Genomic DNA, 25,457 nt, shown 5'->3' on the forward strand with positions numbered 1-25,457 from the left:
TTCGCCCGATATGCAGTTAGTTCATCGTACCCCAATTGTCCAGAGGCGCCGGTAAGGATTCGGCAAAGGGGGCACGCACGAGCCCTACTCCTCGCGGTCGAACTCCTCGTCGGCGCCGAGCACGCGACCGCTGTAATTGACATGGTTGGTCACGGCTTCCATATCGCCGGTCTCGATAAAGCGGGCGACCGTGCACTCGTAATCGACCAGCGCGCGGTCAAAGACCTCGGGGAAACTCTCGGTCGAGACTTCATCAGTAAAGGGGTTCTTCCATGCCAAGTGGCCCAGGTTGCCGGTACGCTCGGGCAGCTCGGTCGTCACGCGGTGCGCAAGGCCGTCGAGCAGCGAATAATCGTGCACCAAGCCCTCGAGCAGGGCAATCGCGCGCGTCTTGGCCGAACCAGCCGGCTCGATAGTACGGTAGAGCAGCTGCATGTCGGCTACGGCGCCGGCGTACTCCCCCGCCGGAATGTCAATGCCGTACACGCGTCCGGCAACATAGCTCATCAGCACGCCGGCCACGCGATTGATGCGATCGGTGGTGACGATCTCGCCCGCCGGCGGGTAATCGTCGACCGTAGCGCCATCGCGTTTAAGCTGCAGCATCAGTACATCCAGGTCGCTCTCGATCACGGCATGGACCTGACTGCTCGAATCCTCAAGCTCTGAATCGGACTCCACGATGCCAAACTGCTGCTCATAGACAAAGGGGTGAGCGTTGCGGTCGAGCACGTAATGAGACAGCAGGCCCAGCGCAAAGGCACGACCCAAGCTGGCATCGCGCGGCAGCAGATGCGACACGCCGTCGCGCAGGCACGCGAACTGGCGAGACATGCGCGACCGATGCATGACCTGCGCCAGCAGCGTGCAGTCGGAAACACGCGGTGTCAGAATGTGAAAGAAAAACGGGTCGGGGCCTTGGTTGCCCAAGATAAAGGCAATGCGCTCTTCATCGGACGTGATGACGCCCTGCGGAAGACGGTCGATGCTTTCCTCGCCAAACAGATGATGGGTGATAAGCGCGGGCATAATGATCCTTTCGATTTCATTCGATGCCACCCATTATGCCCACCGCGCGCCCATGCCAAACCTGCGATGGTAAACGACAGCACGCAAGCCTCTTACGCAAGCCCCAGGTGCGACTTGACCTCGGCGGCACGACGACGGGACACCGGTACCGTCGAGTTCACGCGGTCGAGCCTGAGCTCCATCAACCCCGTGGAGCCAATCTCAACATTGTGCACGTCTTCCAAATTGACCAGGTAGCTGCGATGAACGCGAATAAAGCCCTCGGAGTCCAAGCGACGCTCGAGCGAAGAGATCGACTCATTGATCAGGTACGTTCCCTCGGCGCAGATGGCGTTGCAAAAATCGGCGCGCGCCTCAAAGTAGCAAACGTCTGCGGCGGGAATGAACACCTTTTTGCCCCCGCGGTCCACCGTCAGACGCAAAGGCTGGCGCGGAGCGTGGATAACACGACGGACGCCCAAGGCCGCCTCGATCTTGTCGAGTGCCTTTGACAGGCGTGCGTCCTCAACCGGCTTGACGACATAATCGACGGCATCGAGGTTATAGGCATCAGCCGCATACTCGGCAAATGCCGTCACAAACACCACGACCGGCGGCGTCTTTAGGTTCTGCAGCGTCTCGGCAAGCTCAATTCCCGAGCGACCGGGCATGGTAATGTCTAAAAACAACACGTCGGGCTTGTTCGACAGAATCGACTCCACGGCTTCGGTGACATTGCCCGCCTCGGCAATATGACCCACACGCGTATCCTTTTCCAATAGATAGCGTAGCTCAGCCCTAATAGGAGGCTCGTCATCAACCACCAAGATGTTCCATCCCTCGGACATATGCGCTTCCCCTCTTTTTTCTCTCAATCCAACCGCGCGCTACACCTTCATCGGCGCCGGCTCATGCGGCTCGCCGTTCAGCTCGACGATGACCTGCGTTCCCACGCCCTCCTGGGACTTCACGCGCATGCCAGAATCTTCCCCGTAAAAGAAATGGATGCGCTGAAGCACGTTGAAGAGCGCCAGGCCGCAGCCTCGTTTGATGGAGCCGTCGGCGGTAATGCTCTCGGGCTCCTCTCGGCGATGCTGCTCAAACAGGTGCGCGCAGACTTCTTCGCTCATACCGATGCCGTCATCTTCGACGATGATCTCCAGACCGTCATCGGTCTCAAAAGCCCTAACACGAATAGAAAGCGGCTCGGTCTCGCGCTGCGCATGCTTGATGCAGTTTTCGAGCAGCGGCTGCAAGATAAACGGCGGCACCATGCTGTCGCGCACCTCAAAGTCGATATCGACCGAGACGCGCAGACGGCCGTCGCCATACCGGGCCTGCATAAGGTTGATGTAACGAGTGCCCTGTTCCACCTCGTGCTCGAGCGTTGTGAGGGTATCGGAATCGGACAGTGTCTGACGGTAGTAATTGGAAAAGTCGATGAGCAGCGACCTGGCCTTGTCCGGCTCGGTACGTACGAGCGACACAATGGTGCTGATGGTGTTAAACAGAAAATGAGGATCGACCTGCGATTGCAAGGCGCGCAGCTCCACGCGGGCCGTAAGCTCGTCCTGGCGCTCGAGCTCAAAGCTCGCAAGCTGCGTGGAAATGAGGTCGGCAAAGCCCGAGGCGAGCGCCGTCTGGCGCATATCGATGCTGCTCAGACGGGGATAATACAGCTCGAGCGTGCCCACGCAATGCCCGCGCACGGTAAGCGGTGCGACAATACCGGCGCGCAGGCGCGGAAAGTAGCCACCTGTCTCGGTCGAGGCATCGCGCGAGAAAACGCTTTGCTCACCGCTGTTGATCACATTGAGCGTGGTCCGCAGCACCACCGGGGTGCCCGCGGGGCATTTTGCCGAGTCCTCGCCCCAGCTTGCCAACACCTGCTTGCCGTCGGTAAAGCAGATGGCAGAGGCGATGGTTTCGGACAGGATGATCTTAGAGGCGCCCAGGGCAGCTTCGGGCGTAAGGCCGCGCGACGTGTAGGCGAATATTTTCGACGCGATGGCGAGCGTGCGGTCGGTAGCGCTCGATGTGAGGTCGTCGGGAACGACAAAGACGTACGAGAAGAAGAAGCACAGCATGACCAAGCCGGCAATGACGACAACGGCCGGAACGGGATTGGGATTATCGGTTAGATCCCAGATGAGCAGCAGGATAAGCAGCGGAACGACAATACCGAGCAAGATGGCTTGAACCACATGCTGAGCGGTACGAAAGACCTTGGTAGAGTTGTAGCTCTTGCCCAGAATCAGCCTATTGAGATCCACCGTCATCTCCTTCTTACTGACGCACCCCATAGCAATAAAGAGGGCCGCAAGCGACCCTCTCCATTGCATTATGCAATCAAAAACTGTGTTTTACATCCAGCCATCGACAAACGGTATCTTAGGCGCTGTATTTGTTGGCCTCGCCAAAGGTGCCAGCCTCGACGATCCAGCCGTCCTTCATGATGACGTCCATGTTGTCGGTGTTGAGCACGTGGATGTCGGCGGCGACGTCACCGTTGACGACCAGCAGGTCGGCGCACTTGCCGGCCTCGATGGAACCGGTCTCGTCCTCGATGTGGCACATCTTGGCACCGTTGAGGGTGGCACAGGTGATGGTCTCGACCGGGGTGAAGCCGATCTTGTCGACGAACTCGTACATCTCCTCGATAGAGCAGGTGCCGTACGGGGTGACGAAGGAGAAGGAGTCGGAGCCGATCGTCATGACGACGCCGCGCTTCTTGGCCTCGCGCAGGCAGTCGTAGTTGCGCTGCAGCTCCTTCTCGACCAGGGTGCCCTCGTACTTGTCGTGCAGCTCGGGGACGTAGACGGGCGGATAGGTGGCGTACCAAGTGGGCAGGAAGGCGATCGTCGGGGTGAAGAAGGTGCCCTGCTCGGCCATGAGGTCCATGGTGCGCTCATCGATATCGAAGCCGTGAATCAACTGCTCGCAGCCAAAGCGAACGGAATCGTAGGCAGCGGCGTGGTTGTTGTAGCAGTGGCTCCACACGGGGATGCCGACCATCTTTGCCTCTTCGACCACGGCCTGGATCTCCTCGGAGCAGTAGTGCTGGTCGCGGCCGGAGTCCCAGCGCCAGATGCCGCCACCGGTAGCCCAGATCTTGATGGCATCGGGGTTCTCGCGCAGGCGACGACGGACGGCCTTACGCAGATCCCAAGGACCGTCGACCTGATCGCCCCAGGGGTGCGATTCCTTGTTGAGCTCCTGGCTGCAGTGGTGGGAGTCGCCGTGGCCGGCAACGCGGCAGAAGCCAAGGCCGGTTGCCAGAACGCGCGGGCCCTTGAAGACGCCCTTGTCGATGCAGTCGCGGATCTGGATACCAAAGCGACCGATCTCGCAGACGGTGGTGAGACCGTGGGTGAGGCAGTCGTAGGCCTGCTTGACGGCGACGGCCTGCTTCTCGAGGAGCGGCTGCATGACCCAGTCGGTGTCATCGTCGGTCAGGTTGCCCGAGAAGTGCAGGTGGGTGTCGATCAGGCCGGGAAGGACGGTCTTGCCGGCGGCGTCGATAACCTCAACGCCCTCGGGAAGGTCCTGCATGACACCGGCGTACTCGATCTTGCCATTGTCGTCGACGAGAACGAGGGAGTTCTCGACCGGCTCGGCACCGGTACCGTCGATGAGCTTGCCGCCAACGATTGCATACTTAGTGGACATGGTTCCTCCTTATGGATCCATATAGTGGGCGAGGCCGCGTTGGGTTAAGGCCTCACAAAACTACCCAAGTGGTGCCGGGTTCGGTGCGCGGGAGAGAGGGCCCCGCGCACCCGATCCGCCCCGGCTAGGCGTTATTTTTTGCGGGAATTGGTGAAGGCCATGAGGCCCAGGCCAACAGCCAGCCAGCCGATCACGATGCTCCACTCCACCATGTTGAGGGAGGCGGGAGAGAACGGGATCACGAGCAGGCCAATGATGGTGCCGCAGGCAACGATAGCGAGGCTGATGCCAAACTTGCCGCCGGGCACCTCGTAGGGACGAGGCAGGTCGGGCTCGGTGAAGCGCATACGCAGGCAAGCGAGGGCGACCATGCCGCAGGAGAAGATGAAGGCGAGGGCCGACACGTTGGTCAGAGGGATGAGCATGTTCTTGCCCAGGAACGGACCGACGACGGTGATGACGCCCAGAACGACGCAGGCGAGCTTGGGAGCGCCGGACTTGGGATCGACCTCGGCGAACTTCTCGGGCAGCTGACCCTTGCGGCCCATGGCGAGCATGATGCGGCTCGTGGCGCCGTAGAAGGAGTTCATCGGGCCCATGGGTCCAAGCGTGGCGATGACGAGCATGGCCAGGTACAGGAGCATGTTGATGCCCTTGAGGCAGGCAAGCGCGGGAACCGGGCTCTTAACAAACTCATGCCAGTCGAGGATGGTGCCGAACGAGTAGATGCAGACCATGTAGAAGCCGCCGGCGGCCAGCAGAGCCAAGGAGATGATCTTACCGAACTTGTTCCAGTTGAGGCCCTCGGCTGCTTCCTCAGCCTGCTGAGGAATGGTGTCGAAGCCGGCGTAGAAGAACGGGGTCAGAACCAGGACCGAAACGATGCCTGCGAACAGGCTGGTGCCCTCGGTAGCGGGCTTGCCGCCGCCAGCACCGGTGACCTGGGAGAACACGGGCATGGCGTTGTCCGGCGAGCCGGTGAACAGCGAGACGCCCATGGCGAGCAGCATGCCGCAGAGCAGGGCCTTGGTCAGGAAGGCCTGCAGCTTGGCGGCCGAGCTGGCACCGCGGAAGTTGAGGAAGATGACGTAGGTTGCAAAGCCGAGCGCGATTAGCGTCGGGAACAGGTAAACGTCGGCGCCCAGGATGGTGTAGAGCTTGACGGCGCGCAGCCACTCAAGGCCGGGCAGGCTGCCGAACATCTCGGACACGAGGGTCGAGATGGCGATGGCCTCCCACGGGCACAGGATGCCGTTGCCCAGGGCCAGGAGCCAGCCGGTGATGTAGCTCATCGTACGGCCAAAGCTACGATCGACATACTCGACGATGCCGCCCGAGATGGGGATAGCAGCCGTGAGCTCACCGAAAACAGCTCCGACGGGCACGAGGAAGATTGCACCCAAGAGGAATGCGATCATAGCGGGAACGGGACCGCCGCCCACGACCATCCAGTCGCCGACCTGCAGAACCCAACCGGTACCGATGATGGCACCGAAACCGATGGTGAAGAAGTTCCAGAGCGAAAGCGTTTTCTTCATGCCGCCGTTGTCCTCGACTGCAACTTCTGCGTTCTTGTCCGCCATTGTTCCCCTCCTTTCCTTTTTGACGCCCCCTGGCGTCACCCCTTGCGCGGTCCGTTTTGCCGCGCGCTTTTATTCCATGGCTTTAAGATACGGCCTTGGCACAGCAGCGCCGCTTGTGGCTCGACCGAAGGCAGAACTGCAAAACGAGCGGCGCCGTTTTTGGGACGAACGGCGGAAGACGTCATTCGTCTTGGACGCTTTCATCTTGTCTGCTTTTGAATACCTGTTGCCGTGACGCTTGGCGCGCGGCGCGGCAACGTTCATACCATTTGTCAGGCTTTTGGCGCACATACCCATGTGTCGCGCCTCTTTTTATGTAGGATAGACAAGTTACACATGAGGCAAGGTGATTCGAATGGCATATGGATACAATGACGGCGACCAACGGCCACAAAGCGTGCGCCTTGCCGGCCGCACCACGCCAACGCCCAGAAGCACCTCCGACAACGACAACCCGCAGCGCCCCCAAGAGCAGCTCGGGGCTTCTTCGCTGCAACAAAGCCGTACCGTGCAGCAGTCAGACCGCATGAGTACGAGCACACGCCAACGCCAGACCGACACATCGCAGCCACGCCGCTACGATCGCCGTAAGACCGACTACTACGTTAAGCGCTCCTTTTCGCGATCTCAACGCGATCGCGGCAATTCCGCCCCTCACCCCGCGTCGCATACCACAAGCCACACGCTTCCGGCCCGCCGCCTACGCCTTGCGTTTTGCTCCATCGCCGCCTGCCTCGTCTTTGTGTTTTTGGGATCCTGTATCTCTCACGGATCAGCCGGTCTCGAGCCCACTGCCGAGGACAAGCTGCTTAAAGCTCCCGTCGCACCCGGTTACTCCTTTGCGTTCTCGACCCCACGCTCGCAGTGGAGTGCCGGCACCATGCCCCACATCTACCAAATTTACCCCGCATGGTCGGAGCTGCCCTATGCCGGTGGCACTATTCGCGAAAACGCTTGCGGTCCCACTTGCCTCACCATGGTCTATATCTTTAAGACCGGCCACACCGATAAGACGCCGGTCGATATATGCGCACTGGCCGAAGCCGGCAACTACGCCCCCACTGGTGCCACCGAGTGGTCGTTTATGACAGGCGGTGCGTGGCAGCTGGGGCTCAACGGAACACAGCTCTATAACAATCGCGAATCGATTACCCAAGCACTTCGCTCGGGTGCGCCCGTCATCGCCGCAGTGCGCCCCGGCACGTTTACCAACGTAGGCCACTATATCGTGCTCTACGGCATCGACGATGCCAACCAGATTGGCGTCTACGATCCCAACTCGGCCAGCCGCAGCGCCCGTCGCTGGGGCGTCGTAGAGGTCCTCAACGAAGTCGAAGCCATGTGGGCCTACTACTAGTCGTTTAAGAATGTCCCCAATGACTAGGTGAATAGCAAAAGCCCCGCAGTCGGAGCGGACCGCGGGGCTCATGAAGAGAGGCTAGTTTGTGGGCGCTTTGCCTGGCGCCCACGAGAGAGGCAACAGAGTAGAGACTACTCGTGGATGCGGGTACCGGAGAGGCCGGCCATGGTCTCGGCGGCCTTGTCCAGAGCGCCAATGATGCAGGTGCGGCCCTTGCGGGAACGGGCGAACTTGATGGCAGCACGGACCTTGGGCTCCATGGAACCCTTGCCGAACTGACCCTCGTCGGCCAGACGCTCGGCCTCGTCGGCGGTGAGGTCCTCGAGCTCCTCCTGGTTGGGCTTGCCAAAGTTGATGGCGACATGCTCAACGGCGGTCAGCAGGAACAGAACGTCGGCGTCGCAGTCCTCGGCCAGCAGCTCGCCGCCCAGGTCCTTGTCGATAACGGCGGGAACGCCCTTGTAGCAGCCCTTGTTCTCGTAGTCGCGGACGACGGGGATGCCGCCGCCACCGCAGGCGATGACGATGAACTCGTTGTCGAGCAGGTTGAGGATGGAGTCAGCCTCGACGATCTTCTTGGGATCGGGGGAAGCGACGACGCGACGCCAGCCGCGGCCGGAATCCTCGACGAAGACCTTGGAGGGATCCTCGGCCATGAACTCCTTGGCCTGCTCCTCGGTGTAGAAGGGGCCGATCGGCTTGGTCGGGTTCTTGAACGCGGGATCGTCCGGGTCGCACTCGATCTGGGTGACGACGGTGGCGGCGTGCCAACGCTTATAGCGCTTGTGCATCTCGCGGCCGATGCCCTGCTGCAGGTGATAGCCAATGTAGCCCTGGGACATGGCGCCGCACTCGGGCAGCGGCATCTCGGGGGTGCCGATGGCATCGTGGGCAGCGGCGAAGGCGTTCTGGATCATGCCGACCTGCGGGCCGTTGCCGTGGGTGATGATGATCTCGTTGCCCTGCTCGATAAGACCAAGGAGAGCGTGGGCGGTGTTGCTCACGGCCTCGATCTGCTCGACGGGGTTGTTGCCGAGGGCGTTGCCGCCGAGGGCGACGACAATACGATCGGGCTTGCCAAGAGGCTTAGACATTGCTGGAATCCTTTCTGTAAAAGGCCTACAACCCATTAATAACCCGCGTCCGTGCGATACGCGAGTTTATTAAGGTTTATATTCTCTTTATCGCTCATTTTATTCATTTTGAAAATACCTAAGCGGCGAACGGTCGATTTTACCCGCTCAGCGTAAAGAAGCCCAGTTCAGGCATATCTACGCCATTTACGTGCAACTTTATTTAAATAGAGCAGGGATTAGACCAGATTATGCAAACTATATCTTTGCTAAACACAAAACGGACAGCGCAATATCTTACTCGCACTATACGCGATTCTATACATTAATTTGACGAGTATGCACCCCTGCAAAAACATGGGGCTTTTCATCCAACATAAGGGATAGCCGATCGCGCTTCACCCCGCGGCAAGCGACTGCGAGTTCGCAGTATGGAACTTTACCGTCGGCTTCTGCATGAACGCTACCGACGCCCTTTCGCTCCTGCGCGCCCAAGCAGCCGAGAACGCTAACGGCGCCACTGTCAACCTGGCCACCCTCAACAACGGCGCCGCCAGCCTTTTCGCAAAGTACCGTGCTGGCTCGCTGGCTTTGAGGCCTAAGTGAGCTTTGCTATTTGCCAATTTTTGTATGATTTGGGTCAAATCTATCTGCCAATTTTTGTATGATTAGGGTCAAATCTATTTGCCAATTTTTGTCATTGAGGGGTTTTAATGCTACGCCGTAAGGTCACTGACAGGCTTTTGAGCTGGAAGAACAAATCCAATAAAGCGTTGCTTGTTACTGGCGCGCGTCAGATTGGCAAGAGCTATGCAATTCGCGCGTTTGGAAAGAGCAACTACGCTTCGTATTATGAGGTCAATCTGCTACTCGATGCCGAGGCAAGAGACGTACTTGTTGGCGCTAAGAACTCCATTGACTTCATCAACCGTGTGGCCCTTCTTGCGGATGCACCGCTTGTTGAAGGAGACACGCTTATCTTCGTCGATGAGATTCAGGAGTATCCGCAGATCGTTACACTTATGAAGGCGCTGGTCGAGGACGGGCGCTTTAGCTATGTCTTCTCGGGGTCTATGCTTGGGACTGAGTTTAAGGGGATCTCTTCTTTCCCGGTGGGGTATGTCGAGCACATTGTTATGCGGCCAATGGATTTTGAAGAGTTTTGTTGGGCAAACAGCATCAGTGAGAATGTGCTTGCAGACATCCGCAGCTGCCTTGTCGAGAGGCGTCCCGTCGAAAACTATATTCATGAGGCGATGCTCAAAAACTTTAGAGTTTATATCGTTTGCGGCGGCATGCCGGAGGTCGTACAGAACTATATCGATTCGGGTTATTCACTCGTGAGGACGCGTGAGCTTCAAATTCAGCTGGTCGATCAGTACAAAAGCGATATCTCTAAATATGCATCGACTCGAGCGTTTAACGTTCGGTCGATTTTCGAGCAAATTCCCGTTCAGCTTGAGGCGGAGTCTCATCGCTTTGTTGTTTCGTCTCTGGGTGAGGGAGCTCGCCTTCAAAAATACGAGCAGGATTTCCTATGGCTGGTGAACGCGGGCGTCGGTTTGATGGTCGCCCAGGTGACGGAGGCCCGGAGTCCTCTTAAGAGGACAGAGAAGGCGACCGCCTTTAAACTATACGAGTCCGATACAGGTATGCTCGCATCGCGGTATCCCGGCAGCACGGCACGCGCCGTCTACCTTGACATGAAAACCCCCAACCTCGGCGGCCTCTATGAGAACGTGGTCGCACAGGAACTCGTTGCCCTCGGAGCAGATACGTGGTACTACCAAACGCGTGAGGTCGGTGAAGTCGACTTTGTAATCGAAGGTGCCCGCGGGCATGTTGTCCCAATCGAAGTCAAATCGGGCAAGAAAGTTCGAGCACATGCAGCCCTCGACCGTTTGATGAGTGTGGGCGAGTACAAAATTCCCGAGGCCGTTGTGCTGAGCCACGAAAACCTTTGCAAAGAGGGCAAGATCCTTTACGTTCCAATCTATATGACATTCTGTCTCGATGAGTTTATGGAAAAGGACGACCCCAACAACGATTTCTCGTTTGCACCCATATCTCTCTAGGTCATCTGAGTCCGCAACCAGGTCCCCCTCTATGCCCAAAGCAGCGCGTGGTTTCGCGGCAAAGCCGCGAAACAGCGACCGGGATAAAAGGCCCCACCAACCACGCCCCTCGTTCAGCCCCACAATCCGAGGACGTAGTCGTAGCAGGATCTGAGGTCTAACCTTCGCGGACACTCCGCAGGACGAAAGAACCCCCGCCGCACGTAGTGCGCAGCGGGGGTTCTTTCATGTCCGAGGACGTCCGCGAAGGTTAGCCCTCAGATCCTGCGGTGGGAGACCTAGGCCTCGTTGTACACCGTCTTGAGCTTCAGCAGGTGAGCGTAGCGATCCATAGCGGCCTGCTCGTTCTCCTTGAAGAGCTCCTCAGCGCGCTCGGGGAAGGAACGCGTCAACGAAGCGTAACGGGCCTCATTCATCAGGAACTCCTGATAACCGCCCGCGGGCTCCTTGGAATCGAGCGAGAACTTCTTGCCGGCAGCAGCCTCGGGGTTGAAGCGGAAGAGGTTCCAGTAACCGCACTCGACAGCCTTCTTCATCTCGGCCTGGCAGTTCTGCATGCCGCCCTTCTTGATGGAGTGCATCTCGCAGGGGCTGTAGCCGATGATGAGGGACGGGCCGTCGTAGGCCTCGGCCTCGTGGATGGCCTTGAGGGTCTGAGCCGGGTTGGCGCCCATGGCAACCTGTGCCACGTAGACGTAGCCGTAGCTCATGGCAATCTCGGCCAGGGACTTCTTCTTGGTCACCTTACCGGCAGCGGCGAACTGAGCAACCTGGCCCAGGTTCGAGGCCTTGGAGGCCTGACCGCCGGTGTTGGAGTAAACCTCGGTGTCGAAGACAAAGACGTTGACATTGTGGCCGGAAGCCAGGACGTGATCCAGGCCACCGAAGCCGATGTCGTAGGCCCAACCGTCGCCGCCGAAGATCCAGAAGGACTTCTTGGTGAGGTAAGCCTTGTCGGCGAGGATTGCCTTGGAAGCCTCGCAGCCGCACTTCTCGAGCTCGGCAACGTAGGCAGCGGCAGCGGTCTTGGAGGCCTCGGCGTCGTTGACAGAGTCAATCCAAGCCTGGCCGGCAGCCTTGAGCTCGTCGGACGGACCATCGGCGGCGATGATCTCCTGGGTGGCGGCAATCAGCTTGTGCTGGACAGCCTCATAGCCCACGGCCATGCCCAGACCGTGCTCGGCATTGTCCTCGAACAGGGAGTTGTTCCACGCCGGGCCGTGACCGTCCTTGTCCTTGCAGTAAGGAGCGGTGGCAGCGGGGTTGCCCCAAATGGAGGAGCAGCCGGTGGCGTTGGAGATGAACATGCGGTCGCCGGCGACCTGGGTCACCAGACGTGCATAGGCGGTCTCGGCACAGCCGGCGCAGGAGCCAGAGAACTCCAGGTAGGGCTGCTTAAACTGGCTGCCCTTAACGTTGGCCGCGATGAGCTCCTTCTTCTCGGAGACGTTCTCGACCATGTAGTCCCAAACGGGCTGCTGGTCCATCTCCTGCTCGGTGGGAACCATCTCGAGGGCACCCTTGGGGCAGACCTTGACGCAGTTGGTGCAGCCCATGCAGTCGAGCGGGGACACGGCCATGGTAAACTTCATGCCCTTGGCCTTGGGGCCCATAGCGTCGAGCGTGCGGGTAGCCTCGGGCGCGGCGGCAGCCTCGTCCTCGGTCATCGCGAACGGACGGATGGTGGCATGCGGGCACACATAGGCGCACTGGTTGCACTGGATGCACTTGGTCTCGTCCCAATGAGGAACGACCACGGCGACGCCGCGCTTCTCGTATGCGGAGGCGCCCAGCTCAAACTGGCCGTCGGCACAATCGACGAAGGCGGAAACAGGCAGGCTGTCGCCATCCATGCGATCGATGGGCTCGAGCAGGTTCTTGACCTGCTGGGCGATGGCGGACTTGGTCTCCTCGGAGAGCTCGATGGGGGCAGCATCCTCGGCAGTTGCCCAGTCGGCCGGAACCTCGAACTTACGGAAGGCGGTAGCGCCGGCATCGATAGCCTTGTGGTTGGCGTCGACGATGGCCTGGCCCTTCTTCATGTAGGACTTGGTAGCCGCGTCCTTCATGTACTGCAGGGCGTCCTCGGCGGGCAGGACCTTGGCCAGCGCGAAGAAGGCGGACTGGAGCACCGTGTTGGTGCGCTTGCCCATGCCGACCTTGGCGGCCAGGTCGATAGCGTCGATCAGGTAGACGTTGACGTTGTTGTTCGCAATGTAGCGCTTGGCCACAGCGGGCATGTGCTCGGCGAACTCCTCGTCGCTCCACTGGCAGTTGACCAGGAAGGTACCGCCCGGCTTGACGTCGCGGACCATCTTGAAGCCCTTGACGATATAGCTGGGGTTGTGGCAAGCGACAAAGTCGGCCTTGGTCACGTAGTACGGCGAACGGATCGGGGAATCACCAAAGCGCAGGTGCGAGACGGTGACGCCGCCGGTCTTCTTGGAGTCGTACTGGAAGTAGGCCTGGACGTACTTGTCGGTGTGGTCGCCGATGATCTTGATCGAGTTCTTGTTGGCGCCGACGGTACCGTCGCCACCCAGACCCCAGAACTTGCACTCGATGGTGCCGGGGGCTGCGGTGTTGGGCGCATCCTCGGCCTCGGGCAGGCTCAGGTTGGTCACGTCATCGACGATGCCGATGGTGAACTCGCGCTTGGGCTCGTCCTTCTTGAGCTCCTCGAAGACAGCGAACGCGGACGCGGGAGGCGTGTCCTTGCTGCCCAGGCCGTAACGGCCGCCGACGACCTTGATACCCGTCTTGCCGGCCTCGTAGAGAGCGGAGACGACGTCCTGGTAGAGCGGCTCGCCGATGGAACCCGGCTCCTTGGTGCGGTCCATGACGGCAATCTTTTTGACGGTCTCGGGGAGAACGTCGACAAAGTGCTTGATGGAGAACGGACGGAACAGGCGAACCTTGACCAGGCCGACCTTCTCGCCGTGAGCGTTGAGGTAGTCGATGACTTCCTCGAGCACGTCGCAGAAGGAGCCCATGCACACGACGACGCGATCAGCATCGGGAGCGCCGTAGTAGTTGAACAGGCCGTAATCGGTGCCGAGCTTCTCGTTGATCTTCTTCATGTAGCCCTCGACGACGGCGGGAAGCTCGTCGTAGACCTTGTTGCAGGCCTCACGGTTCTGGAAGAAGATATCGCCGTTCTCGTGGCTGCCGCGGGTGTGCGGGTGCTCAGGGTTGAGCGCGTGGTCGCGGAAAGCCTGGACGGCGTCCATGTCGCACATCTCGGCCAGATCCTTGTAGTCCCACATGGCGACCTTCTGGATCTCGTGGCTGGTGCGGAAGCCGTCGAAGAAGTTAAGGAACGGGGTCTTACCCTCGATGGCGGCAAGGTGAGCCACCGGCGAGAGGTCCATGACCTCCTGGACGTTGCCCTCGGCGAGCATGGCGAAACCGGTCTGGCGGCAGGCCATGACGTCGGAGTGATCGCCAAAGATGTTCAGGGCGTGGGAAGCGACGCAACGCGCGGAGACGTGGAAGACGCCCGGGAGCTGCTCGCCCGCGATCTTGTACATGTTCGGGATCATCAGGAGCAGACCCTGAGAAGCCGTGTAGGTGGTGGTCAGAGCACCGGCGCCCAGCGAACCGTGAACGGTACCGGCTGCACCTGCCTCGGACTCCATCTCGACGACCTTGACCGGGGTGCCGAAGATATTCTTGCGACCCTGGGCCGCCCACTGGTCGACATGGTCGGCCATCGGGCTGGACGGCGTAATGGGATAGATTCCCGCTACCTCGGTGTACGCATACGAAACATATGCGGCCGCCTCGTTGCCGTCCATAGACTTAAACTTACGCGCCATATACCCCTCTCCTCTCATATAGGTATACAGGCCCCGGCGATCGCCGGGATGTTGGCGTGATGGGATTTTCGCTGTTGCTTCCAATCATCTGGCAGGCAGGCTCAGCAGCAGGCACATGGCGTGGAGAGAAGGCATGCCGAGGCGAGGAGGGCTGCACGCGCTCCACAAGCCCAGCTACCCGTCTTGCACATGACCGAGCGCCGCAAAGGCCGCATGCCGGATGCTCCCGGGCACGCCCCGGCGATGGGAAGCGCCCGCAACGGAAATCCGCATGCGGGTTTATTGTACCCCGCCGTCAAGTGTAATTTCGGCAAATATAGGCGGGCGGTAAAGGTTTACCTTGGGTGACCATCAAGGGCAAAATTGATCCTTCCGTCGCCGAGGGACCAAATGGCAGCTGCGGTGAAATAGGAACTGTTTTTGCCGGCCGTAGCCTTAAACAGCCCCTATTTCACCGCAACTTATTTAGGAGATGAGTCAGAGGGCGCCGAGGAGGATGGCGTAGGTTGTGGATTCTCCGAGCTTGAGCTCGTCACCGGGGTTGAGCTGGGCGGAGCGGCCGGGCTCGACCTGGGTGCAGACGTTCGTCGCGTCGTTTACCACCACGGTTCCGTTGGTGGACGACAGGTCCTCAACGTACCAGACATTTTGGTCATCGCACCACACGTGGGCATGGCGAGCCGAAACGTCATCGCCCACATCGGTGATGCCGCCCTCCCCCGTTGCCAGCGCGCCGATCTCGACGCCTTCCTCACTCGGCTGAATCCAGCGCGGGACGCTCACCGCGTAGCCGTTTTGCACGCGCAGCAGTCCCAGCGGATGCGCCGGCGCGACCTCGTGCTCGCCCGACTTGGAACCAAGGCGGGCGTGAGAGCAAACGGCATAGGGAACGAATCTTGCGGATGTACTCCTCGACGTCAGGCAGGTAAGCCCCACGAAGTCACCGGGGAGGCCCAAGCGGCCCGGCACCACTTCCAGATTCTGACCAGGGCGAGTCGTTCGCCGGTGGCTGAAGGCTCGCTCCCACCCAAAAGGGGAGATTCGCGTTGTTCCCCAATCGCTCTCGCATCTTTCATTTTGCTCGAGGTGGGCTATAAAAACTTTCCTGGTGAAAGGCGGCGATTGGTTTCCTTTCTTTCTAGAGGAGCGCGCCTGTAATCTGTTTTCATCCTAAATCAAGTTGAGATCGGACCTTCCAGAGGCAAGTCGACTCAAACTGCGAGGCTCCATGTTGGAATAAAGAGCGCTGTCGAAGTGCCAACAACACAAAGCTTGCCAGTCTCAAATAGAACCTTTTGGGAGTCCGATTGGGCCGCACACCGAATCCCCGCTGGTGGTTTTTTATAGCTGCGTAACAATAAACAAGGTTAGTGCCAGTCCAGCATGAAATTGAGGAACGTATGCATTTTTTCTCAGTAAGTGATCGTCGTTACTGCTTCGATGAGGTCACTCGCAATTGCTTTCAGGTTGACCAAGCATCAGAAGATGCGCTTCGCATATTTGAAGCATCGGGAAGAACGGTCAACTCGAAGTTGCTAACAAAGTCACTTGCTGCGAAAGGCTACGACCAAACGACCATAGCAGAACTTGAAGACGACATTGATGAGTATCAACGATTGTCTGAGCGGACTTTCTTAACAAAAGACACGCCTCGAAAACTTAGATCCATCGAACTCCACGTTTCACATGCATGCAACCTTGGTTGTAGTTACTGTTTTGCCGGTAAAGGAGATTATGGAACGTCTCCTCTGCTGATGACAGACGAGATAGCCTTCAAGGCGGTCGACTACCTCGTCGCAAGTTCATCGGAAAACGAAACGCTTGCAATCGTCTTTTTTGGTGGGGAACCCATGATTAACGAGCCGCTGATATGGAAAACGGTCGACTATTCAAAAAGAATATACCCCAATAGAAACTTTACCTATTCTATTACGACCAACGGAACGCTTTTGAATGACACTGCTGTGAATTCTTTCAAGGAGCACGGGTTTTCTGTTCTGATTAGTCTCGATGGTACAGGATGCAAGCACGATGCATCGCGCCCGTACAAGACGGGAGGCGGCTCTTTCTCCGATATCGACAAAAACGTTCGTCGTTTTTCCGAGTCGTTCCCCTTCGGCGCAAGAGCGACCTTAACAAATAATAACTGTAACCTTGTTGAAGACTATCTTCAGTTTAAAGAGATGGGCTTCAGAAGGATTTACTTCTCGCCCGTGAGCTCATTCGATGAGAATATCAAACTCGACGAACACTCATTAAACAAAATCAGGGCGGGCCTAATAGATTTGGCGGATCAATATCTCAAACAGATTGATCAAGGGGAAAAGCCCTTGTTTAGAACATTGAAAACTGCAGTTGATTTGATTATGAGCAACAGGATCGCCTTTGTCGGATGCGGGGCTGGCAGGCGTTTTATTTCCGTGACTCCCGAAGGGGACGTATACCCCTGTCACAGGTTTGTCGGGATGATGCGATTCAAAATGGGCAACATCGTCACCGGAATTGACGAAACTAGGTATATTGAAAACTGGAGTCAGGGTGTCGAAAAAAGAATTGACTGTACGGACTGTTGGGCTCGGTCTTTCTGTGGTGGGGGCTGTAGCTGGGAGGCTGCAGACGAGCACGGCTACTTGCCCAAGAGTCTACACCCTGCATCATGTGAATATAGAAAAATGTGCTACGAGATGGCTTTTGACCTTATTTCCCGCCACTCATCTTCGCAGGAGAAAAATCAACGAGAAGCTACTGTATCGGAATAAGCGGTTCAGCGCATTGCTGTCACCATTGTGGAGGTGTTCGTTCTTCTGATTACCGTCTGCGAAGCTTATTGCTACGTTCGCCGAAACCATTCTAGAAATATGGTGAACTAGACATCTTGGTTTGTTATACACAATATTGAGGTTTTTCTGCACTCAAAGGGAGGTAGTCGTGAAGCATATTCATCCGATTAATCCAGGAAGTGGCGACGAGGCAGGCGTGAAGCCGATGTCTTTTGACTGCCTCTTGGGCATTACTGACATCTGTACTGTTTATGATAAAGCAGATGGCTGTGGTGCATACGATTACTGCGACTATGACATGGATGGCGGCAGCATCTGCGTTGTAGATCACTGTGGCATTGATCAAACGTAGTCTCTAATTGGATTAAGGTGAGGAGCTGTTATGAAGCATATCCATCCTGTTGGTTCAAATGAACATACTCCCGTTGAGCCTTGTTGTCTTGGAGTTGATATATGCAATTTTTACGACATCGCCGAGTGCCCTGTTGCGGATTGGTGCTATGTCGATAAAGAATCAAGCTGTGTTTTGCCAGCAGATTGGTGCGATCCAGTTGACGAGTAGTTTTTGTGTCTAGGAACTATTTGGTCCAATTCAAAATAAGATGGGGACAAATACCAAAATCTCGTGTCTGGGAGGAGTTATGCCATTATTGCAAGGTCTCGTTGGATTAACCTTTGTACTTGCTTTATATCTGGCACCTTTTTTATTGTTATTCTTCATTATCCGATTCTTTCTTCGGAAAAAATAGGAGCATCACGCAAACATTAGCGAAGCTTTCTTCCAATATGAGCCGAGCATTGGCAAGTGGAATAAGAAGCCCGACCGTTCGTCACATGAAAGTGATCGGACGGGCCTCTCAATTTAACCCGGGCCGCCACCCATAGCGGCTTTCCGGGCGTATTTTCGGTGCAAAGCAATCGTCAGTTTAATCCTATGCGTCGATACCGCATTTCATTTGTTCGGCTCGTATTCTACGGCCTTGTAACCCTCGCACTCTCCGGCAAACGGATTGAACACGAAGGCAGAGATGATGTGTGCGTGGACATCGAGGCTGCTGTAGGCAACATACTGGGGCATGGACCCCCGCTGCGCGTGGCATGCGGCCCGGCATATTCATTGCCGTCCAACCCCGTGTAGTTGCAGCAAAGGGTGGAACCTCAATGCTCAGCTCATGTTGTCCGTGGGACACGAGAATTGTAAGTACACTTTGGTGTGATTCTCACGATGATACTGAGCCACCTGGAATAAGATACGTCGCGACAACACTTCGCTTCACCTCTGTCTCGACAAGACAACGTAGACTAAAGTTTCCTTTAGTAAGAGAATGAGAACTATATCTGAAAGCGTTGCGATGGCGTGAAGGCACCGAGTCCGAACCGACTGAATGCTACGTGCATCTGCATCGCTTTTTTGTTATCTCTGTCAGTTGGGTAGCACTACACTTGTCAGCATTTACCCCGGTACATGCTGCCTAAATCCACTACCCCTTCTACCGCGCCGACCATCTCGTCATCGTGAGAGACAATGATGATCAGCTGGCTTTGCTTGTTGCGCTTAACATAGGCCGCAAGCTCGGCGCGGCTTACAGCGTCTAACCCAGTCGTGGGCTCGTCGAGTACCAAAACTGACGACTTGCGTGAAATCGCCGACCATAAGTACACTCGGCGCAGCTCACCGCCCGAAAGCGCGGAGCAACGTTTCCCGAGCAACTCCTTCACGCTGTTTTCCAGCGAAAGTAGGCCATCTACACCCCGGTGATAGGAAGAAAAGGGCGTGTCGAAATACTCTAACAGCTCTTTCACCGTTTCGTCCGGCGCGAAGCACGACTGTGGGCAGCACGATATCTCTCTCGCACGTATGTAATCCAAGTCGCATTCTTCGATTGGCACGCCGTTGTATTTTACTTTGCCTTTCGATGAGTATAGCCCGAGCATCAAGTAAAGAAGTGACGTCTTGCCTCTTCCGTTTTCCCCAACTATGCAATATGTACCAGGACCGGAAAACTTGAAAGAAAACCCGCCGAGGACCTCTCGGACAGATCCGTCTGGAAGGGCAACCGAGAATTCCAAATCAGATACCGAAATGTCATTTATTTCATCGAGTTTAGCTAAATCGGTCCGATTCCACCCCGATCTCTCCTTTTCTCTCGTCGCGATAGCCGTCCTATCCCATGATGCTTTGGCATCTTGATAGGATTTGAACAATGACATCATACTTTTCAAAGTCTTAAAGAGAACCGCGAAGTATGTACCGATGATAGTGTACTCGCCTATTGACATAGTTCCGTTAATGATTCGTACTCCGGAAACAACAAGTATCACCGCTTGAAACAACGCTGCGAAAAGACCATCGAGCGATGTCAGAGAATATGATAGCTTTCCGGAGCGCAAAACTTTGGGAAAATAGCTCTTAAACCCAGCGTCGAGCGCTTGTTCGCTCTTGCCGTACGAAGATGTCAGTTGAATGTTGAGAATCTGATTAAGCTGCGATGCAATTGCGGCGTAAAAGGCGCTGTCCGCCTCTTTCTTCTCATACGTGACCCTATACAAAAGTTTCCTCAACCCAGTAATTACACAGAAATACACGATGAGGAGAATGATGGAAAACACCGCGAGAGTTGAATCAATTGACCATATGATAAGCAATACGATGGGAATGGCTACAATGGACAGCGGCGCACTGATAAAATTCGCCAAAACGAAGGATGAGACCACGCTGGAGTCGGAAATAATCCGTTGCGTTGTATAGGCTGGATCGATGGTCCGACTCACCAAGTAATCGTCTCTTTCAAAACGCAAGACGGCCTCCCTGAGAAGATCAAAGGAAAGTCTCGTGGTTATGCGAATGGAAAGTGTTCCTGCAAAATAAGTAAAGAGGGTGGAGAAAACTCCTATTGACGCAACCAGGAGCGCGAAGAGTACGGCGTCTCTTTCGCTGCGGTTACCGAGAAGAAAATCTAAGAATTTCCCGTTCACGTATGGCATGGCATAGGAGAGAGCGGTTCCAATCACCGTGATAGCAATGAAGACGAAAGCCCCTTTTGCTCTGATGAACCTCGAGAGAACGCATCGAATCAAGGAAGGCCCCAATCTACCCGCCACAAAACATCAATCACTGATACCTTACACCTCAACACAACAGGAGCGAAGATTTGCCAATGAGACTGCTTTAAGATTGCCTTGGGCCAATACGATCTCAAGCTCTTCCTACAAGAGAGTCGGAATCGGACATCTCCTCCGACGAACCTGGCAATCGGGCGGTTGAAATATCTTTTTCAACCGCCCGATTGCCACAATAGATTTGAGCATCCGCCCACAAACGTCCGCGTTTTATACCCATCAAATCCTTTGCCTTTTGTCGTCTAGACTAGAAAAATCGCTCGAAATAACGCAACCGGCCTGCTCGCTTGAAGAAACCTAAGCCCGTAACGTAGATGTGCAAACTTCCGAAACGCCTTGCGCGGCATAGTGCGTATAAACTTCGTCAACCGCCTCAGAAATATCTGAGTATCGCGCCGGGTCAAAAGCATACGATGTCGCAGCTATACCCTGCACCCATTCGGAACGCGGATTAATTGAATAGCCACACAGCATCATCATACATGCATCTAGACCTGATTTCCCAAGTATCCGACGTATTGATGAGAGCATCGCGGGTCGCCCCCGCACCATCGTCGTCACCCCTATTAGCAGTATTTACCGTTTTTCTCTAAATGCGTATCGCCACCCTTAAGAATACGAAGTGTTTTATCCAGACCCGATTGTCCTCCATCTCAAACGAAGGGATAAGGAATCTCATCCGGAATCGGCAGTAACGGAGGATTCACAACGACAAGCGAAAAACATGAGTCATCTCTCAGAGGGGAGTAAAGGCTCCCCTCAAGCACCCTAGTTTCGTCATCCAAAGAGTTGATGGCAGTGTTTTTCTTACAAAGGTCGACAACAAAAGGGTTGATTTCTACAGATGTTACATCCATGCCACAGTTGGTAAGTATCAGGCCCTGTATTCTGGGGCCAGAACACAAATCGAGAGCCTTCCGTGCGCTCTGCGGTGTAAGGCGCCAATCTCAGCAAATCTGTCCCACAATACTGCGCTGAAGAACAACACGGAACCCCTGAGCCAAACTCCCCTATACCTTATTAAGGCTAAGACAGGCAAGTTCACGCACCCGGCATATTCCAGAATAACATCCTATTGTTTTAGATGCTCTACAAGCATGAACAGCCGCGAATCGGAAAGATCTTCTAGTTTCGCCCCGACTGACCGCCAAGGGCCAAAATGGCCTCTCCATCCCCAGGCGACCGGCTCTGGCGCGCCGAGGAGTGTCCCCAAGTGCCGGCAGAAAAGGAACGTCCTTAACTGCCGGCTAGAGGGCACCGAAGAGGATGGCATAGGTAGTGGATTCGCCGAGCTTGAGCTCGTCGCCGGGATTGAGCTGGGCGGAACGGCCGGGCTCGACCTGAATGCAAACGCGCGTGGCCCCGTTTACCACCACGGTTCCGTTGGTGGACGACAAGTCCTCGACGTGCCAGATATTTTGAGCATCGCACCAGATATGGGCATGGCGGGCCGAGACATCGTCGCCGACGTCGGTAATATCGCCCTCACCAGTGGCCAGCGCGCCAATCTCAACACCCTGCTCACTCGGCTGAATCCAGCGCGGGGCGCTCACGACAAAACTGTTTTGCACGCGCAGCAAGCCCAAAGGGTGCGCCGGGGCGGGTTCGCGTTCGCCCGCAGTCAGCGACATGCCAAGCGAACGCGGCGTGGATGTGCCTCCGCCACAGGTCGCGTGTGCGTAGTCGATGGCATAGTTCACCGAGGACCGCACATCCGCCGAACAACCGACGGCGACAAACAGCACCAGCACGGCCTCGGCGCGCTCGGCGGGCATGAGTTCCGCCGCCTGGGACAGGCGATCGAGCGCGTTGCGATAGAGATTCGTGTCCTGGTGGCACTCTTCGAGCGCGCGTACCATCGGTTCACCTGCAGGACCGCACACCATATTGATCACAGCCGTGGAGTCCATGGGATTGCGCTGGCGCAGGGCCAGTTGCGACATAATACGCGCAGCCGAGGTACCGTATTCGGCAAAGTAGCGCTGCTGAAGCGTGCCGACCGGCGCGCGAACGATAAAGCGGGAAACCCAAGAGCGATCGGCGGCTCGGCTCTGCGGGCTGCGGCCGTCGGCGAGCGGACGGGACGAAAGCACCAAGCCGCACAGCTCGATATGGCTCAGATGCGCTGCGCGCTTAAAGATGTCAAACATGGCCCCGCATGGGGTGAGCTCAACTTGAGATGCCATGACCTAGGCCTCCTTGGTCGTAGAAATAGAATCGGACGATACTTCGACAGGTCCGCCAAAAGTACGGACAGCTGCGGCTCCACCGGCAAGCGGAGTCGCCATCTGGGCTTTTGTGCGTCGCGGTGCCGAAACGGGAAGTTCAAAGGCAAAGCCCATCACAAGCAAAAACCACGTAAGCGTATAGGTTGCAACCAGAGCGGCAACAAGGCCGCCCATCACGGCGCGTTGGGAAAATACGCTACATGCAGCCACAACCAGCACCGGAACCTCGCAGGCAGAAAGCGCAAGCACACCCTGCAGGAAGCCCGAGCGCCGATCGCGCGCAAGTGCCCCCGCGGCAACGCCGGCTATGCCTGGCAGCGCCAACGCCAGTGCGGCAATAATACCCGGTAGCGACCCAGACCACACGAGCGATCCCAAAGTCGCCGTCACGCGAGCGCCCGACGCCAGCAGCGCGGCCGAAACCACGACCACAGCCCAAACCACGCCACAGACGACCGTCGCGCCGACCATCAGCGCGCGACGAACCGCGCGGCCAGACGCATCCATGGGGCACGGCGTGAGCGGCTCGCCGCGGAGCGAACGACCGACATTTTGCGCATAGTGGTCACAAAACGCCGAGAGCGCCGCCTCGACCGCCGCCGGCTCGGGACGATCTTTTTGATGGCTGGACAGACAGGCCATCACCACGTCGAACAGCTGGGCATCGACAAACGCCAGCGCATCGCGTAGCTCCTCGGAATCCGGCTCAAGCCCCAGCTGCTGGGCCTGCTCGGCCGCAGCGAGCGCCACATCGGGCTCACGACGAAGCAGCTGAGTCAAATCGCAACCGGGCGCATGGGCACCAATGGGATAGTCGGGCAGCGTGTCCATCTTGAGACGGTAGGGGCTGGCGATGTCGCGCGTCTTTTTGCGCGAACCCGAGGTGCCCGAAGTGCTCGGCGCGGCTTCGTATGGCGCGGCGCCGGCAATGAGCTCGTAAACCGTGCTTGCTGCGGCATAGACGTCGATCGCCGGCGACATACGCAAAGCGCGCAGGTCGGGAATATCGTCGGTGAGCATCTCGGGCGGGGCATAGGCAACCGTCGCGCGACGCAGCGTGGCATAGCGCTCCGTAAACGACGCCTTGCCGCCGGTACCGGCCACGGCCGACGCAGGCTCAAGCGCCAGCGACGAGCCAAAGTCGATCAGGCACAGGTCAAAGGTGCCCTCGGCAAGCTGCCGGTCAAGCGGTAGACGCGCCGTACGCACCATAATATTAGCGGGCGAGATATCGCGATGGACAAAGCCCTCGCCCACCAGGCTCATACGGCAGAGCAGATCGAACAGGTCGCGACCCAGACGCGCCGCCACAAGCGGCGATAGGCGGCCGGCATCGTCCACGGCAAAGCGCGAGCGCAAGCGGGCGAGCGTCTCGCCCTCGACCCATTCCATGACAATTGCAGGCACACCGTCGACCTCGCCCCAGCCATAGAGGCGGGGAAAGCCCTTAAGGCCCGAAAGGGCGCGATGGCATTCGTATTCCTCGCGAAACGCCGCTTTGAACTTGGCGACCAGCGCCTCATGGGCGGCGGCATCGTCAAACTCATCGCACGTTGGCAAGATGAGCTGCTTGAGTGCCACGGCCTCGCCTTGGGCGTTGACGGCACGCGTCACGCGGCCGATACCGCCACGGCGCATGGTGGCATCGTCGGCAAACAGTATCGTAAAACGACGCAGATAGGCAGGCAGTTCGTCCTGACCGAGCGCAATGGCCGGCTCAAACCCGTCGACACGCGCCAGGCGCAGGCCGACCATGGGATCGCGACCGAGCGATTGTGGTGTGGTGGATGCAAGATCGGTCATCATAGGGCAAGCGCCGCCACGTTATTGTTGAAGTTACCGAGCGCGACGTCATCATCGCCGTAATGGCCGACCCATTGACATAGGTTGGTGTAACAGCCCCACAGATTGGCATACTGCTGATACCACTTTGACCGGGGCGAGAATGTCTGACGACCGAACTCGGCTCGAATGACAAACATCTCCCCGACCAGGCTGTCGCACGGCCTGGGATCTCCCGTAGAGTTATAGGTCGAGACCACGTCATTGGCACGAGAAACATAGCCGTCGAGCATGTTGTACTTGGTCACAAGCCAGCTGTGAATGCTCTCTTCCTCAGCAGCGGAAAGGCCACCGGAGTTTGCATCGTTGTCAGTGTTGCCGCCCGTCGAGCCGCCGTTTCCAGACCCTCCGGCAGAGGAACCCGACCCAGAGCCACCGCCCGAACTCGACGAATCCGAGCCGGAGCCAGAAGTATCCGAGCTACCGGGCTTTCCGGACTGCTGGGCGTCCTGCTCCTTCTGCTGCTCGACCTTATTCACCGTTGCCGCCACGCTATTGTTGGACAACCGATCGATGATCTTGGTGTTGGTGAGCACGATGGTTTTGCCATTGGCAAGCGTGACTTCGTTGTCCGGGGCCTCGGCGCCGTCCGCGTCGCCGGTGCCAAACACAATATGCGCGACCACACTTGCCCAAGCATATCCAGTCGTGGTCCCCAGGTCACTTTTGACCTCATGCCCCACGCGCGGTTCGCGTGCGGCATGTGCCTGCATCATGGACGGCACGGTCATGCCATAGGCAGAAACGCCAGCTATGACCAGCACCAGCGAGCAAGACAGCAGTGCGTACGCCCGCGGCGCCAAGCCCGGTCGGCGTCGCATGCGCACCGCGGCGCCGCGCTTTGTCTGAGTGCCACCGGGCCGCATGCGTTCTCCTCCAACAAAAACACGCCGCTCGGGAG

At 57.4% G+C, this 25,457-nt stretch carries 20 protein-coding genes and 1 pseudogene; 6 read left to right on the top strand and 15 right to left on the bottom strand.

Going from position 1 to position 25,457, the window contains the following annotated elements; all coding sequences use genetic code 11:
* Window positions 1-84: 84 nt before the first annotated feature.
* The 6 genes from DW136_RS00980 to DW136_RS09870 form a co-directional block, all read right to left on the bottom strand.
* Window positions 85-1,029 (bottom strand): zinc dependent phospholipase C family protein, encoded by a 945-nt coding sequence (locus tag DW136_RS00980; RefSeq protein WP_118288885.1) that lies wholly within the window; start codon window positions 1,027-1,029, stop codon window positions 85-87.
* Window positions 1,030-1,121: 92 nt separating this feature from the next.
* On the bottom strand, window positions 1,122-1,856 hold the full coding sequence (locus DW136_RS00985) for a LytTR family DNA-binding domain-containing protein (RefSeq protein WP_117648125.1): 735 nt from the start codon (window positions 1,854-1,856) through the stop codon (window positions 1,122-1,124).
* 39 nt (window positions 1,857-1,895) lie between these two features.
* On the bottom strand, window positions 1,896-3,287 hold the full coding sequence (locus DW136_RS00990) for a sensor histidine kinase (protein WP_233502905.1): 1,392 nt from the start codon (window positions 3,285-3,287) through the stop codon (window positions 1,896-1,898).
* A 112-nt stretch (window positions 3,288-3,399) separates the two neighbouring features.
* Window positions 3,400-4,677, bottom strand: coding sequence for an amidohydrolase family protein (locus DW136_RS00995; RefSeq protein WP_117634436.1), 1,278 nt, complete (start codon window positions 4,675-4,677; stop codon window positions 3,400-3,402).
* Between the two features lie 131 nt (window positions 4,678-4,808).
* Window positions 4,809-6,260, bottom strand: a complete 1,452-nt coding sequence (locus tag DW136_RS01000) for an APC family permease (RefSeq protein WP_117634438.1) — start codon at window positions 6,258-6,260, stop codon at window positions 4,809-4,811.
* Between the two features lie 69 nt (window positions 6,261-6,329).
* Window positions 6,330-6,557: a hypothetical protein gene (locus tag DW136_RS09870; RefSeq protein WP_147351626.1), complete on the bottom strand. Its 228-nt coding sequence runs from the start codon at window positions 6,555-6,557 to the stop codon at window positions 6,330-6,332.
* Between the two features lie 58 nt (window positions 6,558-6,615).
* Between DW136_RS09870 and DW136_RS10080 the strand changes: the two genes are divergently transcribed.
* Window positions 6,616-7,617: a C39 family peptidase gene (locus tag DW136_RS10080; RefSeq protein WP_233546505.1), complete on the top strand. Its 1,002-nt coding sequence runs from the start codon at window positions 6,616-6,618 to the stop codon at window positions 7,615-7,617.
* 134 nt (window positions 7,618-7,751) lie between these two features.
* Here the strand turns inward: DW136_RS10080 and arcC are convergent, their stop codons facing one another.
* The gene (arcC, locus tag DW136_RS01010; RefSeq protein WP_006235166.1) at window positions 7,752-8,714 is read right to left on the bottom strand and encodes a carbamate kinase; all 963 of its coding nucleotides are present in this window, start codon (window positions 8,712-8,714) and stop codon (window positions 7,752-7,754) included.
* Between the two features lie 435 nt (window positions 8,715-9,149).
* On the opposite strand from arcC, the gene DW136_RS09935 reads away from it, so the two are divergent.
* Both DW136_RS09935 and DW136_RS01015 read left to right on the top strand, forming a co-directional pair.
* A complete protein-coding gene (locus DW136_RS09935; RefSeq protein WP_158549138.1) occupies window positions 9,150-9,299 on the top strand; it encodes a hypothetical protein in 150 nt (49 codons plus the stop codon).
* Between the two features lie 107 nt (window positions 9,300-9,406).
* Window positions 9,407-10,768: an ATP-binding protein gene (locus DW136_RS01015; protein ID WP_118288886.1), complete on the top strand. Its 1,362-nt coding sequence runs from the start codon at window positions 9,407-9,409 to the stop codon at window positions 10,766-10,768.
* A 278-nt stretch (window positions 10,769-11,046) separates the two neighbouring features.
* Here DW136_RS01015 and nifJ read toward each other — a convergent pair whose 3' ends face one another.
* Window positions 11,047-14,586, bottom strand: a complete 3,540-nt coding sequence (nifJ, locus tag DW136_RS01020) for a pyruvate:ferredoxin (flavodoxin) oxidoreductase (protein WP_118288887.1) — start codon at window positions 14,584-14,586, stop codon at window positions 11,047-11,049.
* Between the two features lie 477 nt (window positions 14,587-15,063).
* Window positions 15,064-15,555 carry an FHA domain-containing protein gene (locus DW136_RS01025; RefSeq protein ID WP_187365023.1) on the bottom strand — a complete coding sequence of 164 codons (492 nt, stop codon included), beginning with the start codon at window positions 15,553-15,555 and terminating at the stop codon, window positions 15,064-15,066.
* A 431-nt stretch (window positions 15,556-15,986) separates the two neighbouring features.
* Here DW136_RS01025 and DW136_RS01030 point away from each other — a divergent pair, with 431 nt between their 5' ends.
* The 3 genes from DW136_RS01030 to DW136_RS09880 all read left to right on the top strand — a co-directional run bounded on the left by DW136_RS01030 (window position 15,987) and on the right by DW136_RS09880 (window position 17,928).
* On the top strand, window positions 15,987-17,345 hold the full coding sequence (locus DW136_RS01030) for a radical SAM protein (RefSeq protein WP_082421808.1): 1,359 nt from the start codon (window positions 15,987-15,989) through the stop codon (window positions 17,343-17,345).
* A gap of 169 nt (window positions 17,346-17,514) precedes the next feature.
* Complete coding sequence (locus DW136_RS09875; RefSeq protein ID WP_124785779.1) at window positions 17,515-17,718, top strand: hypothetical protein; 204 nt, start codon at window positions 17,515-17,517, stop codon at window positions 17,716-17,718.
* Window positions 17,719-17,748: 30 nt separating this feature from the next.
* On the top strand, window positions 17,749-17,928 hold the full coding sequence (locus DW136_RS09880) for a hypothetical protein (protein WP_128620790.1): 180 nt from the start codon (window positions 17,749-17,751) through the stop codon (window positions 17,926-17,928).
* 390 nt (window positions 17,929-18,318) lie between these two features.
* Here DW136_RS09880 and DW136_RS10200 read toward each other — a convergent pair whose 3' ends face one another.
* From DW136_RS10200 to DW136_RS01055, 6 genes and pseudogenes are all read right to left on the bottom strand, one after another.
* Window positions 18,319-18,444: a hypothetical protein gene (locus tag DW136_RS10200; RefSeq protein ID WP_255413194.1), complete on the bottom strand. Its 126-nt coding sequence runs from the start codon at window positions 18,442-18,444 to the stop codon at window positions 18,319-18,321.
* 368 nt (window positions 18,445-18,812) lie between these two features.
* Window positions 18,813-20,444: an ABC transporter ATP-binding protein gene (locus DW136_RS01035; protein WP_055310069.1), complete on the bottom strand. Its 1,632-nt coding sequence runs from the start codon at window positions 20,442-20,444 to the stop codon at window positions 18,813-18,815.
* 695 nt (window positions 20,445-21,139) lie between these two features.
* Window positions 21,140-21,406 (bottom strand): annotated as a pseudogene (locus tag DW136_RS10255) (methyltransferase); the annotation flags it as partial.
* 327 nt (window positions 21,407-21,733) lie between these two features.
* Complete coding sequence (locus tag DW136_RS01045; RefSeq protein ID WP_118270928.1) at window positions 21,734-22,672, bottom strand: FHA domain-containing protein; 939 nt, start codon at window positions 22,670-22,672, stop codon at window positions 21,734-21,736.
* A gap of 3 nt (window positions 22,673-22,675) precedes the next feature.
* Window positions 22,676-24,520, bottom strand: coding sequence for a hypothetical protein (locus DW136_RS01050; RefSeq protein WP_118288888.1), 1,845 nt, complete (start codon window positions 24,518-24,520; stop codon window positions 22,676-22,678).
* Entirely contained in the window at window positions 24,517-25,422 is a 906-nt protein-coding gene (locus DW136_RS01055) for a hypothetical protein (RefSeq protein WP_118288889.1), read from the bottom strand. Before DW136_RS01055 ends, DW136_RS01050 begins: the two co-directional genes overlap by 4 nt.
* Between the last annotated feature and the right edge of the window lie 35 nt (window positions 25,423-25,457).

The sequence above is a fragment of the Collinsella sp. AM12-1 genome (genome assembly GCF_003472325.1).
Classification (GTDB): domain Bacteria; phylum Actinomycetota; class Coriobacteriia; order Coriobacteriales; family Coriobacteriaceae; genus Collinsella.